Origin of the sequence: Thauera carbonicopians, assembly GCF_025699485.1 — a bacterium.
Taxonomy (GTDB): Bacteria; Pseudomonadota; Gammaproteobacteria; order Burkholderiales; family Rhodocyclaceae; genus Thauera.
The window spans coordinates 64,174-79,374 of the sequence record NZ_JANUXN010000001.1 but is presented as its reverse complement, the minus strand read 5'-3'; the positions used below and the strand labels follow the sequence as shown (position 1 = coordinate 79,374).

Below are 15,201 nucleotides of genomic sequence, written 5' to 3'. Positions count from 1 at the left end.
CTCTTTCCCCTTCCCTGGAATCGTTTGATGGATCGATAAGTTCAATTCATCGTACGATCCGGGGCGGGGCCGAACAAGCAGCCGAAATTGAAATCAGTTTTTACGAATCGTGAACAACAAATTCTCCATCGAAGACCTGCAGGTGTTCTGCGAAGTGGTGCGGACACTGAATTTCTCACAGGCGGCGCAGCGTCTCGGCGCCTCGCCGGCCTACATTACCAAGCGCATCCAGACCCTGGAAACCCAGCTCGAATGCAAGCTTTTCCACCGCTCGACACGCCATGTCTCCCTGACCGAACAGGGCGAGCAGGTGTATGAGCTGGGGCGCAGGATTCTCGACAGCGTCATCGAGCTGCACGAGGAACTCGGCGTCAAGCGCAACGAACCGCGCGGCGTGCTGCGGGTATCCACCAGCTTCGGCTTTGGCCGCCGGGTGGTCGGCGAGAGCCTGGCCGAATTCTCGCGCAAGTACCCCGAAATCCAGGTCCGGCTCGACGTGCTGGATCACCTGCTCGACCTCGCGCAGAACAAGATCGACCTCGACATCCGGATCGGCGACGTCATCTCGCCGCACTACATCGCCAGGCGCCTGGCACGCAACCACCGGGTGCTCTGCGCCTCGCCCTCGTACGTCGAAGAGCATGGCGCGCCGGCCGACCTGCGCGCGCTGACGCAGCACAACTGCCTGATCATCAAGGAGCGCGACCACCCGGTCGGCTTGTGGAAGCTGACGCGGCGCGGCCACAGCTACAACGTCAAGGTGCGCGGCTCGCTGGTCACCAACAACGGCGAGATCGCCGTCGCCTGGGCGCTGCGCGGACACGGCATCACGCTGCGTTCGATCTGGGACGTGGGCAGCCATCTGCAAACCGGCGCGCTGGTGACGGTACTGCCGGAATACACCCAGGAAGCCAACATCTGGGCCGTCTATCCGGAGCGCCTGAGTTCATCGGCCAAGATCAAGCTCTGCGTCAAGCACATGGAAGAATATTTCCAGCGCTGGGAACAGGAGCAGACGGCCTCCTAGCCAGACCGCCTCCGCCATCCACGCCGCCCTCGCTATACTCTCGCCACACATCCACCCACAGGGGAGACCCGTCGCATGAAGCTCGAAACCATCGCCGTGCATGGCGGCTATTCGCCGGAACCCACGACCAAGGCCGTCGCGGTGCCGATCTACCAGACCACGTCCTACGCCTTCGACGACACCCAGCACGGCGCCGACCTGTTCGACCTCAAGGTCGCGGGCAACATCTACACCCGCATCACCAACCCGACCAACGCGGTGCTCGAGCAGCGCGTGGCCGAGCTGGAAGGCGGCATCGGCGCGCTGGCGGTGGCTTCCGGCATGTCGGCGATCACCTATGCGATCCAGACCATCGCCGAGGCCGGCGACAACATCGTCTCGGCGACGGCGCTGTACGGCGGCACCTACAACCTGTTCGCCCACACCCTGCCCCAGTTCGGCATCGAAGTGCGCTTCGCCGACTCCGGCGACCCCGACAGCTTCGCCGGGCTGATCGACGAGCGCACCAAGGCGATCTACTGCGAATCGGTCGGCAACCCGCTGGGCAACATCACCGACATCGGCCGCCTGGCCGAGATCGCGCACAAGGCCGGCGTGCCGCTGATCGTGGACAACACCGTGCCCTCGCCCTACCTGTGCCGCCCCTTCGAGCACGGCGCCGACATCGTCGTGCACGCGCTGACCAAGTACCTGGGCGGCCACGGCAACTCGCTCGGCGGCGTGATCGTCGATTCCGGCAAGTTCCCGTGGGCCGAGCACAAGGCGCGCTTCCGCCGCCTGAACGAGCCGGAAGTGTCCTATCACGGCGTCGTCTATACCGAGGCGCTCGGCCCGGCGGCCTTCATCGGCCGGGCGCGCACGGTGCCGCTGCGCAACACCGGCGCGGCGCTGTCGCCGTTCAACACCTTCCTGATCCTGCAGGGCATCGAGACCCTGGCGCTGCGCATGGACCGCATCTGCGACAACGCCGTGAAGGTGGCGCAGTACCTGAAGGGCCACGCCAAGGTGGAATGGGTGAACTACGCCGGCCTGCCCGACCACCCCGACCACGCCCTGGTGCAGAAGTACATGGGCGGCCGCGCCTCGGGCATCCTGTCCTTCGGCGTCAAGGGCGGCATCGAAGGCGGCACCCGCTTCCAGGACGCGCTGAAGCTGTTCACCCGCCTGGTCAACATCGGCGACGCCAAGTCGCTCGCCTGCCACCCGGCCTCGACCACCCACCGCCAGCTGTCGCCGGAAGAACTGGCCAAGGCCGGCGTGACGACCGACATGGTGCGGCTGTCGATTGGCATCGAGCACATCGACGACCTGATCGACGACCTGGAACAGGCGCTCACCGCCGTCTGACCGAAAGCGCCGCCCCCGGCGGCGCATCCACGCCCGGCGCCCTTCGGGGCGCCGGCCTGAAGGCTCCCGAAAAAATGCTCGCAGTCCTGCAGCGCGTCTCCGAAGCGCGCGTCGTCGTCGATGGCGACACCATCGGCGAAATCGGCCCCGGCCTGCTCGCGCTGGTCTGTGCCGAGCACGGCGACACACCGGCCGAAGCCGACAAGCTGCTCGCCAGGATCCTGAAGCTGCGCATCTTCGCCGACGAGGCCGGCAGGATGAACCACTCGCTGCAGGACGTCGCCGGCGGCCTGCTGGTGGTCAGCCAGTTCACGCTGGCAGCGGACACCGGCGGCGGCAACCGCCCGAGCTTCAGCAAGGCCGCCGACCCGCGCACCGGCGAGGCGCTGTACGAGCACTTCGTCGCCAGCGCGCGCGCCGCACATCCGGTGGTGCAGACCGGACGCTTCGCCGCAGACATGAAAGTCCGGCTGGTCAACGACGGGCCGGTGACGATTCCGCTGCGGATTCCGCCCGCCTCCTGATCGGTGCTACGGAAGCCCGCATCAAACCCGGCGTCCGTGCTTCGCTCTTTCCCCCATCTCATCCAGAGGAAGTCAGCTCGCACATGCACGACATCCAACGCTTTCCCCTGCTTGCCGGCGCCCTGCTCGCCGCGCTCGGCGTCGCGCTGGGCGCCTTCGGTGCGCACGGCCTGCGCAGCCTGCTCGATGCCAGCGCGCTGGGCTGGTGGCAGACGGCGGTGCAGTACCAGATGTGGCATGCGGTCGGCCTGCTCGCGCTGGGGGCGGCCCGGCTGCCGCGCAGCCTGCTGCCTGCCGCATTGCTGACGGCGGGGACGGTGGTCTTCGCCGGTACGCTGTACCTGATGGCGCTGGGCGGGCCGCGCTGGCTGGGCGCGGTGACGCCGATCGGCGGCAGCCTGATGATCCTGGGCTGGGTCGTGCTCGCCTGGCAGGTGCTTCGCACGGGCAGGCACCAATCCTGAACCCGGCCTCCGAACTTCCGTCCTCAGCGTCCCCGCCCGGATGGCGGACAGGTTCCGAAGCAGCGGTCCCAGAAATCCGTCAGCGTACCGAAAGCCAGGCTTTCGTCCCTGAAGTGATGCCAGGCGTGGTGCTCGCGCAGGTACGGCAGCCAGTGGCCGGACACTTCATGTGCATGCAGCCGTTGATGGACGCTTTCCTGCAGGATGTCGCCCAGCAGCAGGCCGGCCGAAAACGGTGCCGCCAGGCTGTCCGGTCCCAGCACCATCAGCGGCAGGCCGAGCATGGCCAGCACCAGCATCAGGCTGAATACGACCGGCACCCGGAGCGGCGCCAGCGGCTCACGGTGATGCTGCAGGTGCCACGCGGTGAAAGGCTCGACGCCGTGCATGAAGAAGCGATGCAGCAGGTATTCGACCAGCGTCCAGGCAGCCAGCCCGGCAAGCAGCGCCAGCATCAACGCCCCCGCGCCGGCCGCCTGCGGCCACGTCTGCCAGGCGACGCCCAGACCGAGCGCCGGCAGCACCAGCGAGGCGGGAAAAGGCAGCGCGACACGAATCCACCACGGCTCAGCCATCGCACTCTCCCTCCGGCAGCAGCTCCCAGGCGTAGAGCACGCCCGACTCGTTGAAGCCCGTGCCGGTCTCGGTGTCATGCCACCAGGCAAGGCCGCGGCCATCGCGGCCATCGAAGCGCCAGGCGCGGATTTCGCCGCTGCACAGGCGCACCGGATAGACCCGACCCACTTCCAGCTCCATATCGCTTCCTCCTGCATGCTCCTTTTCGCATCATAGGCCCGGCGGCGCATCCACGCGCCATTCCGGCGGCAGTTCCCGTGCATTCTTCGACCGCCATCACTGGCCGTGGTGCCGTCTTGCAAATACAGTACTAATTTAGTACAGTTTAGGCACGCTAGACAGCAAGGCCACCCCGGAGGCCCTTCATCATGCTACGGATCAGCAAACTCACCGACTACGGAACCCTGATCGCGACCCACATGGCGGTGACGCCGACGCAGGTCGTCAGCGCCACCGAACTGGCCGACGCTCTCGGCCTCGGCCTGGCCACCGTCAGCAAGGTCCTGAAGGCGCTGGGGCGGCACGGGCTGGTGGTCAGCCAGCGCGGCACGCACGGCGGCTACCTGCTGGCGCGGCCGCCCGAACAGATCAGCATCGCCGACATCGTCGATGCGCTGGAGGACCAGCCTTTCGGGCTGACCGAATGCAGTTCCGGCAGCGGTACCTGCACGCTGGAAACGGGCTGTCGCATCCGCGACGGCTGGCTGCGCATCAACACCGTGGTCCGCGAGGCCCTGCAGGGCGTGAGCATCGCCGAGATGACGCCACCCCCCAGGTTTGCCGACACCTCTTCCCCAGCCGCCCAGCGCATGCGCGGCCCCAGCCGCCTGGTACGCCACCCGGGCTGAACGACAGGAGAAACCGAGATGAACGCCCCAACCCCAGTCACCACCCCAGCCTCCCCCAAGAGCGCCTCTGCCGCCACGCGCGGCGACGCCCTCGGCGCCTTCCTGGAACAGGACTACACCGCCGGCTTCGAAACCCGGCTCGAAACCGACACCGTGCCCAAGGGCCTGTCGGAAGACACCATCCGCCTGATCTCGGCGCGCAAGGGCGAGCCGGACTGGCTGCTCGACTGGCGCCTGGAAGCCTATCGCCGCTGGCTGACGATGAGACCGCCGACCTGGGCCGCGGTGAGCTTCCCGCCGGTCGATTTCCAGGACATCGTCTATTACTCGGCGCCGAAGTCGAAGAAGGACGGGCCGAAGAGCCTGGACGAAGTCGATCCCGAACTGCTGCGCACTTTCGAGAAGCTCGGCGTGCCGCTGCACGAGCGCGCCCGGCTGGCGGGCGTGGCGGTGGATGCGGTGTTCGACTCGGTATCGGTCGCCACCACCTTCCAGAAGGAGCTGGGCGAGCACGGCATCGTCTTCTGCTCCTTTTCCGAGGCGGTGAAGACGCATCCCGAGCTGGTGCGCCAATACCTCGGCAGCGTGGTGCCGCCGGGCGACAACTTCTATGCCGCGCTCAATTCGGCAGTGTTCTCGGACGGCTCCTTCGTCTTCATCCCCAAGGGCGTCAAGTGCCCGATGGAGCTGTCCACCTACTTCCGCATCAATGCGCGCGACACCGGCCAGTTCGAGCGCACGTTGATCATCGCCGAGGAAGGCGCTTCGGTCAGCTATCTCGAAGGCTGTACCGCGCCGATGCGCGACGAGAACCAGCTCCATGCCGCGGTGGTGGAGCTGATCGCGCTCGACGACGCCAAGATCAAGTATTCCACCGTGCAAAACTGGTACCCCGGCGACAAGGACGGCAAGGGCGGCATCTACAACTTCGTCACCAAGCGCGGCGACTGCCGCGGTGCGCGCTCGCACATTTCCTGGACGCAGGTCGAGACCGGCTCGGCAATCACCTGGAAATACCCGAGCGTGATCCTGCGCGGCGACGACTCGGTGGGCGACTTCCATTCGGTGGCGCTGACCAACAACCTGCAGCAGGCCGACACCGGCACCAAGATGATCCACATGGGCCGCAACACCCGCAGCACCATCCTCTCGAAGGGGATCTCGGCCGGCCGCGGCAGCAACACCTTCCGCGGCCTGGTGCGGGTCACGCCGAGGGCCGAAGGCGCGCGCAACTACACCCAGTGCGATTCGCTGCTGATCGGCGACCGCTGCGCGGCGCACACCTTCCCGACCATCGAGGCGCGCAATCCGACCGCCCGTGTCGAGCACGAGGCCACCACTTCGCGCATCGGCGAAGACCAGCTGTTCTACGCGATGCAGCGCGGCATCAGCGCCGAGGATGCGGTATCGATGATCGTCAATGGCTTCTGCCGCGAAGTGTTCAAGGAACTGCCGATGGAGTTCGCGGTGGAAGCGCAGAAATTGCTGGGCGTGAGCCTCGAAGGCAGCGTCGGCTGAGTGAAACAGGGAAAAATGACATGCTGAAGATCGACAAGCTGCACGCCGCGGTGGACGGCAAGGCCATCCTGAACGGCCTGGACCTCGAAGTGAAGGACGGCGAGGTGCACGCCATCATGGGCCCCAACGGTTCGGGCAAGAGCACGCTGGCCCAGGTGCTGGCCGGGCGCGACACTTTCGAGGTCACCGCCGGCAGCGTCGATTGGGACGGCACCGACCTGCTCGCGCTGCCCGCCGAGGAGCGCGCCCGCGCCGGGCTGTTCCTCGCCTTCCAGTACCCGGTCGAGATTCCCGGCGTCTCCAACGCCTATTTCCTGAAGGCGGCGGTCAACGCCGTGCGCCGCCATCGCGGCCTGTCCGAATACGATGCGATGGACTTCCTCTCAAGGGTCAAGGCCGAGATGAAGGCCGTCGGCATGCGCGAGGAATTCCTCTACCGCTCGGTGAACGAAGGCTTTTCCGGCGGCGAGAAGAAGCGCAACGAAGTGCTGCAGATGGCGTTGCTGGAGCCGAAGCTGGCAGTGCTGGACGAAACCGACTCGGGCCTGGACATCGACGCGCTGAAAGTGGTCGCCGAAGGCGTCAACCGCCTGCGCTCGCCCGAACGCTCGATGATCGTCATCACCCACTACCAGCGCCTGCTCGACTACATCGTGCCCGACCGCGTGCACGTGCTGTCGAAAGGCCGCATCGTGCGCTCCGGCGGACGCGAGCTGGCGCTGGAGCTGGAACAGCACGGCTACGGCTGGATCGAAAGCGGTGCCGGCGCCGCGCAGGCCGCGGGCGCGGCAGGAGGCTGAGCCATGAATACCATCGATACCTGGGTCGCACGCCAGCGCGAACGCGCCGCCACGCTGCCGGGCGCCGCGCTGCCCTGGCTGACCGGCCGCCGCCGCAACGCGATCGACAGCTTCGCCGCCGCCGGCTGGCCGACGAGCCGGCTCGAAGCCTGGCGCCACACTTCGCTCGCCTTCCTCGACCAGCAGCCGCTGGCCGCACCGGAGGACGCCCCGCACCCCGCCACCACGCTGGCCGCGCTGCGCGCCGATTTCGACGATGGCGGCCACTGGCTGGTGTTCGTCGACGGGCATTTCGAGCCGGCGCTGTCGGTGAGGCCGCCGCTGCCGGCGGGCATCACGGTCAGCGCCCTGTCCGAGGCCCTGGCCCGCCGGCCCGAGGCGGTCGAAGCCGCCTTCGGCAGCGCCGCAGGGGATGACGCCGCCGTGGCCAGCCCGTACGCGCTCAACCTGGCGCTGTGCAGCGACGGTGCCTTCGTCCATCTGTCACCCGGCACGGCGCTGGAGCAGCCGCTGCACCTGGTCTTCATCGGCGCCACCGGCGCGGCCGACAGCCACCTGCGCAACCTGATCGTGGCCGAAGCCAATGCCGAGGCCAGCATCGTCGAACATCACCTCGGCGGCGGCAACACGCTGGCCACCGTGGTCACCCGCGTGCAGGCGGCGCAGGATGCGCGCATCAGCCACGTCAAGCTGCAGCAGCAGGACGAACAGAGCATCCACCTCGCCAACATCGAGGCCGAGCAGGCGCGCGGTTCGCATTTCGCCACGCATTCGCTGTCCTTCGGCGCCAGGCTGGCGCGCAACGACATCCGCACCCGCTTCGACGGCGAAGGCTGCGAGACGCTGTTCAACGGCCTGTACCACGTCGATGGCCGGCGCCATGTCGACCACCACACGCTGATCGACCATGCCCGGCCGCTCGGCACCAGCCGCGAGCACTATCGCGGCCTGGTGGACGGCAACGCCCGCGGCGTGTTCGCCGGCCGCATCATCGTCGCCCAGGACGCACAGCGCACCGACGCGGTGCAGCGCTGCGACAACCTGCTGCTGTCGAAGATGGCCGAAGCCGACGCCCGCCCCGAGCTGGAGATCTACGCCGACGACGTCAAATGCGCGCACGGCGCCACCGTGGGCCAGATCGACGACAGCGCGCTGTTCTATCTGCGCACCCGCGGCGTGGACGAAACCCATGCGCGCCAGTTGCTGACCTACGCCTTCGCCGCCGAAGTGATCGAGCGCATCGCCCAGGACGCCTTGCGCCGCCACGCCCGCGCCGCCCTGCTGAGCCGCCTGCCGGGCGGCGCCCTGCTGGAGGAACTGCTGTGAATTCCCCTGCCGACATCCACCCGGCGCAGCTCGACGTCGCCGCCGATTTCCCGATCCTCGCCCGCAAGGTGCATGGCCGCCGGCTCGCCTATCTGGACAACGGCGCGACGACGCAGAAGCCGCTGGCCGTGATCGAGGCCGAACGGCGCTTCTATCTGGAATCCAACGCCAACATCCATCGCGGCGTGCATTGGCTGTCGCAGCATGCGACCGAGCTGTACGACGACGCGCGGATCACGGTGCAGCGCTTCATCAATGCCGCGAGCGCCGACGAGATCGTGTTCACCCGCGGCACCACCGAGGCCATCAACCTGGTCGCACAGAGCTGGGGCCGCGCCGAACTGCGCGCCGGCGACCAGATCCTGATCACGGCGATGGAGCACCACTCCAACATCGTGCCCTGGCAGCTGCTGTGCGAGCAGACCGGCGCGATGCTCAAGGTCGCACCGGTCAGCGATGCCGGCGAGCTCGACCTCGACGCCTTCGACGCCCTGCTGGGCTCGGACACCCAGCTCGTCGCCATCACCCACGTGTCGAACGCGCTCGGCAGCATCAACCCGGTGGCCGAGCTCACCGCGCGTGCCCATGCCGCCGGTGCGCTGGTGCTGGTCGACGGTGCCCAGGCCGTGGCCCACCAGGCGGTGGATGTGCAGGCCATCGGCTGCGATTTCTACGCCTTCTCCGGCCACAAGCTGTACGGCCCGACCGGCATCGGCGTGCTCTACGCACGCAAGCCCATCCTGCAGGCGATGCCGCCCTGGCAAGGCGGCGGCGACATGATCCGCACCGTGTCCTTCGAGCGCAGCACCTGGGCCGACGCCCCTCAGCGCTTCGAAGCCGGCACGCCGAACATTGCCGGCGCCATCGGCCTGGCCGCCGCGATCGACTACGTGCAGGGCATCGGCCTGGCGCGCATCGCCGCGCACGAGCACGCCCTGCTCGACTACGCCACGGCGACGATCGGCACGCTGCCCGGCATCCGGCTGGTGGGTACGGCCAGGGACAAGGCAGGCATCCTGTCCTTCCTGGTCGACGGCATCCACCCGCACGACCTCGGCACCATCCTGGATGCCGAAGGCGTCGCGATCCGCGCCGGCCACCATTGCGCGATGCCGCTGATGAACCGCTTCGGCATTCCCGGCACCGCGCGCGCCTCGCTGGCGATGTACAACACACAAGCCGATGTCGACGCCCTGGCCGCCGCCATCGGCAAGGCCCAGAAACTGTTCGGAACCTGAAGGACGCCCCATGAACGACAGCGCCCCCGACCTGCGCGAGCTGTACCAGGAGGTCATCTTCGACCACAACCGCCAGCCGCGTAACTTCCACGCCATGGCCGACGCCGACCACCAGGCCGACGGCCACAACCCGCTGTGCGGCGACCAGCTCACGGTCTATCTGCGCATCGAGGACGGCCTGGTCAAGGACGTCAGCTTCGTCGGCCACGGCTGCGCGATTTCCACCGCCTCGGCCTCGCTGATGACGGAGGCGGTCAAAGGCAAGCCGGTGGCCGAAGTCGAAGCCCTGTTCCACGACTTCCACGCCCTGCTCACCGACGTGCCGCCCGACCGCGACTTCGGCAAGCTGGCGGTGCTGTCCGGCGTGCGCGAGTTTCCGGCGCGGGTGAAGTGCGCCACGCTGGCCTGGCACACCCTGCACAACGCGATCGTCGGCGCCCAGGAGCCGGCCCGCACCGAATGACGGAGACGACCATGGGTGAACGCTATGCCGAAACCGAATCCCGCGTGCTGGCGCGCGACTGCGACGCCGTCAGCGTGCCCTGGGGCCAGCCCGAGACACTGCCCGAAGGCGCTTATGCGCTGGTGACGCAGCGCCTGGGCGGTTCGATCACGGTGATGTGCGGCGGCAATCTGTACCGCATCGCCGAACGCGACGCCGATGCGCTGGGGCTGGAGCCCCAGCTGCCGCCGCCGATGCCCGCACACGCCGAAGGCGAAGCCGACGCCGCCTCGGTCGAGCAGAACGCCTGGAAAGTGCTGGGCACCTGCTACGACCCCGAGATTCCGATCGACATCGTCAATCTCGGCCTGGTCTATGGCTGCACCGCCGAGCCGCTGCCCGACGGCGGCTTCCGCCTGGAAGTGCGCATGACGCTGACCGCGCCCGGCTGCGGCATGGGCACGCTGATCGCCGACGAGGCGCGCGAAAAGCTGCTCGAGATCCCCGGCGTCAAGGAAGCGACGGTCGAACTCGCCTGGGACCCGCCGTGGAGCCGGGAGATGATGAGCGAAGCGGCGCGGCTGGAAATGGGACTGTTCTGAACCTGGCGAAAACCGAGCCGGTATTGTCCTTGCTCAATTTCCACGCCACGGCGCACGGTTAATCTGCGGCCAATCCGATACCCACACCCAAGCCATCGCTGGAAATGAACATGCGCACCCTCGTTCCGCTGCTGCTGGCCGCCGCCACGTTCCAAACCGCTCACGCCGACCCGACGCCCGCCCCAGGCGTCATCGACGCACCGCAACGGATGCATGGCCTGTGGCTGATCAACCATGGGCCGGCGGGCGAAGCGGCGAAGACCGAGAGCTTCCACATCTGCATCGCCAAGGAAGGCCGGGACGACGTGCTGGCCACACCGGCGAACGCCGGGGCCGACTGCCGGGAGCAGACATGGTCGAAGGAAGGGCCGTACTTCCACTACCGTGCGCAGTGCGATACGCAAGACGGCACGGCGACGATCGAAGGCAAGTTCTCCGGCGACTTCCAGTACAATTTCCAGGGCGAACTCAGCACGACCCGGGCAGGCGGCACCGCGGCGGCCCGCAGCGAGATCGACGGCCGCCGGCTCGGACCCTGCCGCAGCGACCAGGCGGTGGGCAAGTTCCTGATCAAGGGCCAGAACGGCGTCGGCAACCTGAACCTCGCGCCCGCGCGCTGAACGCCTGCCCGGCGGATGCAGCTCAGCGCAGCGAGAACTGCACCTGCCCGTTCTCGCCGGCTGCCTCGACCTTGGGTTCGAGCACGAAGATGCGCTCGCCGGGCACGCCGCCCTCGCCCGCCAGCCAGTCGCGTACCGCTTGCGCGCGCTGCTGCGCCAGGGCGCGCAGTTCGTTGTCGCCGACCGGGGTGTTGGCCAGGATCAGCGCTTCCATCTCGGGCACCGGCACGTCCTTGGCCATGCCGATGAAATTCCTCGGCTTGTCGAAGTCGCCTTCGCGGTAGGCCTTCTTCAGCAGCTCCGGATATTCCTCCGCGCCCACTTCGATGTCGTCGAGCGAAGGTGCGGCCTGGCCCTTGTCCACCAGCGCCTTGAGCTTCTGCGCCTTGACCGCGCGCTGCAGCGCCGCCTGCTTGAGGCCGTCGGTATCCACTGCCGGATCCGCGCGGCCGGTGATGTCGAGCCGTAGCGCAGGCCGGTCGAGCAAGGCGGTCGCCAGCGTGCCCAGCTTTTCGTGCTCCGCCTCGCCCGGCTCGACCGCGCCCGGCGCCAGCTCCAGGTAGGACAGTTCCTCGCCCCCGCCCAGCACCGAACCGAGCAGTGCGAACGGCGAGGTGATGGCCTTGCCGATCAGGTTGACCAGCACTTTCACCACCAGCCCGAACACGCTGAACTCCGGGTCGTCCAGCGTGCCGCTGACCGGCAGGTGCAGGTCGATTTCGCCGCGGCTGTTCTGCAGCAGCGACACCGCGAGCTGCACCGGCAGGTTCATCGCGTCGGGGCTGTCGACCTTGTCGCCGAAGGTGAGCTGGTCGAGGAAGATCTGGTTGGTGGCGGTGAGCTTGCGTTCCTCGATCTTGTAGTTCAGTTCGGCCGACAGCTTGCCCTTGGCGATGCCGTAGCCGACGTACTTGCCGGCGTAGCTCGACAGCCCGGTCAGCTCGAAATCCTTGACCGAGGCGAGGATGTCGAGATGCGCGTCGTGGCGGAAGGGGTTCAGTTCGCCGGCGACTTCGACCGGCGCGGCCTTGTCTACCCTGCCCTTCAGATCCAGCTTGGCGAGCGTGTCGGGATCGGTCGACAGCCCGGTCAGTTCGCCCGCCATGTCGGTCAGGTTGACGTCGTAGTGCGGCTGGATGAAGCGATCGCTGAAGGCGATGTTGCCGCGCTTGATCTCGATGCGGTCGATGCGGATCGGCGGCGGCGGTTCGGCCGGCGCCGGCGGCAGTTCGACGCTGCGCTGGCCTTCGAGCTGGCGCGGGCCGGTATTGGTGAGTGCCGGGTCGATGAAGGGATCGAGCGCCGAAGGCTGCGGAGGCGGCTGTGCCGCGGCCGCGGTCTCGCCGCCGCCGGCCTGCTCGCCCTGGATTTCCCGCAGGTTCAGGCGGCCCTGTTCGTCGAGGATCAGGCGGGTCTGGAAGTCGTCGAGCGCAATGCGCTGCACCGCCAGCGAGAAAGGCTCGGAAGTGGCATTGATGCCACCGATGCGCAGCGTCCGCCAGCGCACGAAGTCGGTGGCATTGAGCCGGTCGACCGAAGCGAAGTTGCCGACGCTGAGGTCGCCGCGAAAGTTGGCACGCAGATCGCCCCGCCGGCCGGTGTCGAGCCTGAGTCGCCCCTGGGTGTTGAGCGCGCCGCGGGAGATGGAGATCTTGGTCTGCTCGAGCACGTAGGGCTGGACCGGCAGCAGGTCGAGGCTGCGCGCGTCGATGCGGAGATCCGCCTTCAGCGGCTCCAGCCCGAGGCTGCCGGTGACGCCGAGCCGGCCGTTGCGGTTGATGCGCGAGTCGAGCTTGAGCTGGCCGAGCGCATCCTTGGCGGTCGAAAAGCCGTCCACTTCCAGGCCGATGTTGTCGACCGCCAGCACCACCGGCTTGTTCACCGTGCGGTCCTCGACCCGTATCGACGCGGCCTGCAGCGCGAACTTGTCGACGGCGACGACCCACGGCGCTTCGGCGGCCGGCTTGCCGCCCTTGGCCTTGGCGCCTTTTTGCGCTGCGGGTTTGCTGCCGGATTTCGCCGCCGGGCCGGTGATGCCGAGCAGGTCGATGTCGCCGTTCTTGAGGCGCACCGCCGACACGCTCGCGCCCTTGATGCCGAGCGTGGCGAGCTTGACGCTCTGCGCGTCGAGGTCGAGCACCGCCTCCGTGGCGTCCAGTTCGGGCACTTTCAGCGCGGCGTCCTTGGCGCCTTTCAGCGCCAGGGCGAAATCGCGCACGGCCAGCGTGTCGGCCTTGAGGTCGATGCGGGGTTCGCCCTTGTCGTCCAGCGCGAGCTTGTAGCGCAGCGCGCCGCTGAGCGTGCCGCTGCGCAGTTCGCCGCCGGGCAGGGCTTCGGCGAGGTAAGGCGCATAGCGCGGCGCCTGGATCGACTCGAAGTTCAGCAGGCCGTCGAACTCGAAGGGTTCGAGGCGCAGGCGGTCTTCATGCACCAGCTTCTCGCCGGCATCGCTGACGTAGTCGAGCCGGATCTCGGCCGGCATGTCGGAATCGGTGGCGAGATCGCGCAGGTCGAGGTTGATCGCCTCGATCCGCGTCTTGAAGGGCTGCTTCAGGCTGCGGTCCTCGAAGCGCACGACGCCATCGCGGATGCGCGCGTGCGCGAGCAGGAAGTCGGGCTTTTCGGCCGCAGCGGCCCTGGGTGCGGCATCCGCCGCGGGCTCTCCGGCCGCCTTCGCTTCCTCCTTCCTCCCCTTCTGCTGCTTGTTGCCGTTCGGCTTCGCCTCGGCCGCCTGCTCCGCCGTCGCCGGCAGCAGCTTCATCAGGTTGATGCCGCCGTCCTCCAGCCTTACCAGGTCGATCTCGGGCTGGGCCAGCCGCAGGCGGGTGAAATGCCAGCGGTTGATCAGCGGCTGCACGTCGGCGAACTCGAGCTCGAACTCGGGGATATTCGCGACCGTCGTGCCGTCCTTGTCCAGCAGCTGGAAAGCTTCGAGCTTCAGCGGCCCGCTCAGTGCAAGTTCGGGCGTGCCTTCGGGCGCCTGCCTGAACGACAGTTCGATGTTGCTGCTGAACTGGGCGGACGGCAGGCTGAACGCGGGATCGAAAGGTGCATAGACCAGCCAGGGCGTGAGGTCGAACTTGTCCAGCACGACGTCGAGGATGGTGTCGTGAGAATCCGCGAACGGCTTGAGCCGCGCCTTCATCAGCAGCGGGTTGCCGTCGAGCGTGGCCGACAGGCTGGGTTCGACGAAGACGTCGACCTTCACCGGCAGGTTCGAGATGAAGGGCAGGCCCACTTCCAGGTCCGCCACTTCGTGCACCAGTCCGCGCGGCTTGTCGTCCACGCGGACGTGGCCGTCGCTGATGCGGATGTTGCCGATCGAGAACAGCGCGCCGGACTCGTCGTCGGCCGGCTCTTCCTTGTCGGCGAGCATCGCTTCGATACGCTCGGCGACGTCGCTCCAGCTATGGCGCCCGCCCTCGTCGATGCCGATTTCCAGCCGCGGCCCGCGCAGCGCCACTTCGTGCAGCACCACGCCGCGCTGGATCAGCGACTGGACCGGTTCGGCATTGACCCGCAGCGCATCGAAGGCGAGCGCCTCGCTGCCGGCATCGGCGGAGAGAATCTTCAGCCCGCGCACTTCGGCCGTGGCGGTGAAGGGATTGAGCGCGACACCTTCGATCGACACCGGCCGGCCCAGCGTCTCGCCCAGGATTTTCACGGCGTAGTGCCTGGCGACCGGCGGCACGGCAAAGAAGCCGATTGCGCCGATCACGATCACCACTCCCGCGGTCCACAACGCCGGGCGAAGCAGGCTCCGTTTGCGGAGCGGTGCGTTCGGGCCGGTGGTGGTATCAGTCATAAAAAACTCCAGCAAGCTGACATTCTCGTTCTGTTCGTCGCGCCCTCCGGCCGGCGTGGTTTGC

15 protein-coding genes are annotated in these 15,201 nt (G+C 67.7%); 12 read left to right on the top strand and 3 right to left on the bottom strand.

Going from position 1 to position 15,201, the window contains the following annotated elements; genetic code table 11:
* Window positions 1-109: 109 nt before the first annotated feature.
* The 4 genes from NX068_RS00400 (at window position 110) to NX068_RS00385 (ending at window position 3,362) form a co-directional block, all read left to right on the top strand.
* Window positions 110-1,027 carry a LysR substrate-binding domain-containing protein gene (locus NX068_RS00400; RefSeq protein ID WP_263459313.1) on the top strand — a complete coding sequence of 306 codons (918 nt, stop codon included), beginning with the start codon at window positions 110-112 and terminating at the stop codon, window positions 1,025-1,027.
* 75 nt (window positions 1,028-1,102) lie between these two features.
* Window positions 1,103-2,374 (top strand): O-acetylhomoserine aminocarboxypropyltransferase/cysteine synthase family protein, encoded by a 1,272-nt coding sequence (locus NX068_RS00395; protein ID WP_263459312.1) that lies wholly within the window; start codon window positions 1,103-1,105, stop codon window positions 2,372-2,374.
* Window positions 2,375-2,448: 74 nt separating this feature from the next.
* Complete coding sequence (gene dtd / locus NX068_RS00390) at window positions 2,449-2,898, top strand: D-aminoacyl-tRNA deacylase (protein WP_263459311.1); 450 nt, start codon at window positions 2,449-2,451, stop codon at window positions 2,896-2,898.
* An 83-nt stretch (window positions 2,899-2,981) separates the two neighbouring features.
* Window positions 2,982-3,362, top strand: coding sequence for a DUF423 domain-containing protein (locus tag NX068_RS00385; RefSeq protein ID WP_263459310.1), 381 nt, complete (start codon window positions 2,982-2,984; stop codon window positions 3,360-3,362).
* Window positions 3,363-3,385: 23 nt separating this feature from the next.
* Here the strand turns inward: NX068_RS00385 and NX068_RS00380 are convergent, their stop codons facing one another.
* Both NX068_RS00380 and NX068_RS00375 read right to left on the bottom strand, forming a co-directional pair.
* Window positions 3,386-3,937 (bottom strand): sterol desaturase family protein, encoded by a 552-nt coding sequence (locus tag NX068_RS00380; RefSeq protein ID WP_263459309.1) that lies wholly within the window; start codon window positions 3,935-3,937, stop codon window positions 3,386-3,388.
* Window positions 3,930-4,118, bottom strand: a complete 189-nt coding sequence (locus NX068_RS00375) for a hypothetical protein (protein WP_263459308.1) — start codon at window positions 4,116-4,118, stop codon at window positions 3,930-3,932. Before NX068_RS00375 ends, NX068_RS00380 begins: the two co-directional genes overlap by 8 nt.
* Before the next feature lie 188 nt (window positions 4,119-4,306).
* On the opposite strand from NX068_RS00375, the gene NX068_RS00370 reads away from it, so the two are divergent.
* The 8 genes from NX068_RS00370 (at window position 4,307) to NX068_RS00335 (ending at window position 11,332) form a co-directional block, all read left to right on the top strand.
* The gene (locus NX068_RS00370) at window positions 4,307-4,786 is read left to right on the top strand and encodes an SUF system Fe-S cluster assembly regulator (protein ID WP_263459307.1); all 480 of its coding nucleotides are present in this window, start codon (window positions 4,307-4,309) and stop codon (window positions 4,784-4,786) included.
* A gap of 18 nt (window positions 4,787-4,804) precedes the next feature.
* Window positions 4,805-6,304, top strand: a complete 1,500-nt coding sequence (sufB, locus tag NX068_RS00365; protein ID WP_263459306.1) for a Fe-S cluster assembly protein SufB — start codon at window positions 4,805-4,807, stop codon at window positions 6,302-6,304.
* A gap of 20 nt (window positions 6,305-6,324) precedes the next feature.
* The gene (sufC, locus tag NX068_RS00360; protein ID WP_263459305.1) at window positions 6,325-7,104 is read left to right on the top strand and encodes a Fe-S cluster assembly ATPase SufC; all 780 of its coding nucleotides are present in this window, start codon (window positions 6,325-6,327) and stop codon (window positions 7,102-7,104) included.
* A gap of 3 nt (window positions 7,105-7,107) precedes the next feature.
* Complete coding sequence (sufD, locus tag NX068_RS00355) at window positions 7,108-8,430, top strand: Fe-S cluster assembly protein SufD (RefSeq protein WP_263459304.1); 1,323 nt, start codon at window positions 7,108-7,110, stop codon at window positions 8,428-8,430.
* Complete coding sequence (locus NX068_RS00350; protein ID WP_263459303.1) at window positions 8,427-9,668, top strand: cysteine desulfurase; 1,242 nt, start codon at window positions 8,427-8,429, stop codon at window positions 9,666-9,668. Before sufD ends, NX068_RS00350 begins: the two co-directional genes overlap by 4 nt.
* Window positions 9,669-9,678: 10 nt before the next feature.
* A complete protein-coding gene (gene sufU / locus NX068_RS00345) occupies window positions 9,679-10,131 on the top strand; it encodes a Fe-S cluster assembly sulfur transfer protein SufU (protein ID WP_263459302.1) in 453 nt (150 codons plus the stop codon).
* A gap of 11 nt (window positions 10,132-10,142) precedes the next feature.
* Entirely contained in the window at window positions 10,143-10,712 is a 570-nt protein-coding gene (gene sufT / locus NX068_RS00340; RefSeq protein ID WP_263459301.1) for a putative Fe-S cluster assembly protein SufT, read from the top strand.
* A gap of 110 nt (window positions 10,713-10,822) precedes the next feature.
* On the top strand, window positions 10,823-11,332 hold the full coding sequence (locus NX068_RS00335; RefSeq protein ID WP_263459300.1) for a DUF3617 domain-containing protein: 510 nt from the start codon (window positions 10,823-10,825) through the stop codon (window positions 11,330-11,332).
* A gap of 22 nt (window positions 11,333-11,354) precedes the next feature.
* Here NX068_RS00335 and NX068_RS00330 read toward each other — a convergent pair whose 3' ends face one another.
* Window positions 11,355-15,137, bottom strand: coding sequence for a DUF748 domain-containing protein (locus NX068_RS00330; RefSeq protein WP_263459299.1), 3,783 nt, complete (start codon window positions 15,135-15,137; stop codon window positions 11,355-11,357).
* Window positions 15,138-15,201: the final 64 nt, after the last annotated feature.

Coding starts and splice junctions, on each gene's coding strand:
- NX068_RS00395 (WP_263459312.1), top strand. CDS start 1,103: ATGAAGCTCGAAACCATCGCCGTGCATGGCGGCTATTCGCCGGAACCC.
- dtd (WP_263459311.1), top strand. CDS start 2,449: ATGCTCGCAGTCCTGCAGCGCGTCTCCGAAGCGCGCGTCGTCGTCGAT.
- NX068_RS00385 (WP_263459310.1), top strand. CDS start 2,982: ATGCACGACATCCAACGCTTTCCCCTGCTTGCCGGCGCCCTGCTCGCC.
- NX068_RS00380 (WP_263459309.1), bottom strand. CDS start 3,937: ATGGCTGAGCCGTGGTGGATTCGTGTCGCGCTGCCTTTTCCCGCCTCG.
- NX068_RS00375 (WP_263459308.1), bottom strand. CDS start 4,118: ATGGAGCTGGAAGTGGGTCGGGTCTATCCGGTGCGCCTGTGCAGCGGC.
- NX068_RS00370 (WP_263459307.1), top strand. CDS start 4,307: ATGCTACGGATCAGCAAACTCACCGACTACGGAACCCTGATCGCGACC.
- sufB (WP_263459306.1), top strand. CDS start 4,805: ATGAACGCCCCAACCCCAGTCACCACCCCAGCCTCCCCCAAGAGCGCC.
- sufC (WP_263459305.1), top strand. CDS start 6,325: ATGCTGAAGATCGACAAGCTGCACGCCGCGGTGGACGGCAAGGCCATC.
- sufD (WP_263459304.1), top strand. CDS start 7,108: ATGAATACCATCGATACCTGGGTCGCACGCCAGCGCGAACGCGCCGCC.
- sufU (WP_263459302.1), top strand. CDS start 9,679: ATGAACGACAGCGCCCCCGACCTGCGCGAGCTGTACCAGGAGGTCATC.
- sufT (WP_263459301.1), top strand. CDS start 10,143: ATGGGTGAACGCTATGCCGAAACCGAATCCCGCGTGCTGGCGCGCGAC.
- NX068_RS00335 (WP_263459300.1), top strand. CDS start 10,823: ATGCGCACCCTCGTTCCGCTGCTGCTGGCCGCCGCCACGTTCCAAACC.
- NX068_RS00330 (WP_263459299.1), bottom strand. CDS start 15,137: ATGACTGATACCACCACCGGCCCGAACGCACCGCTCCGCAAACGGAGC.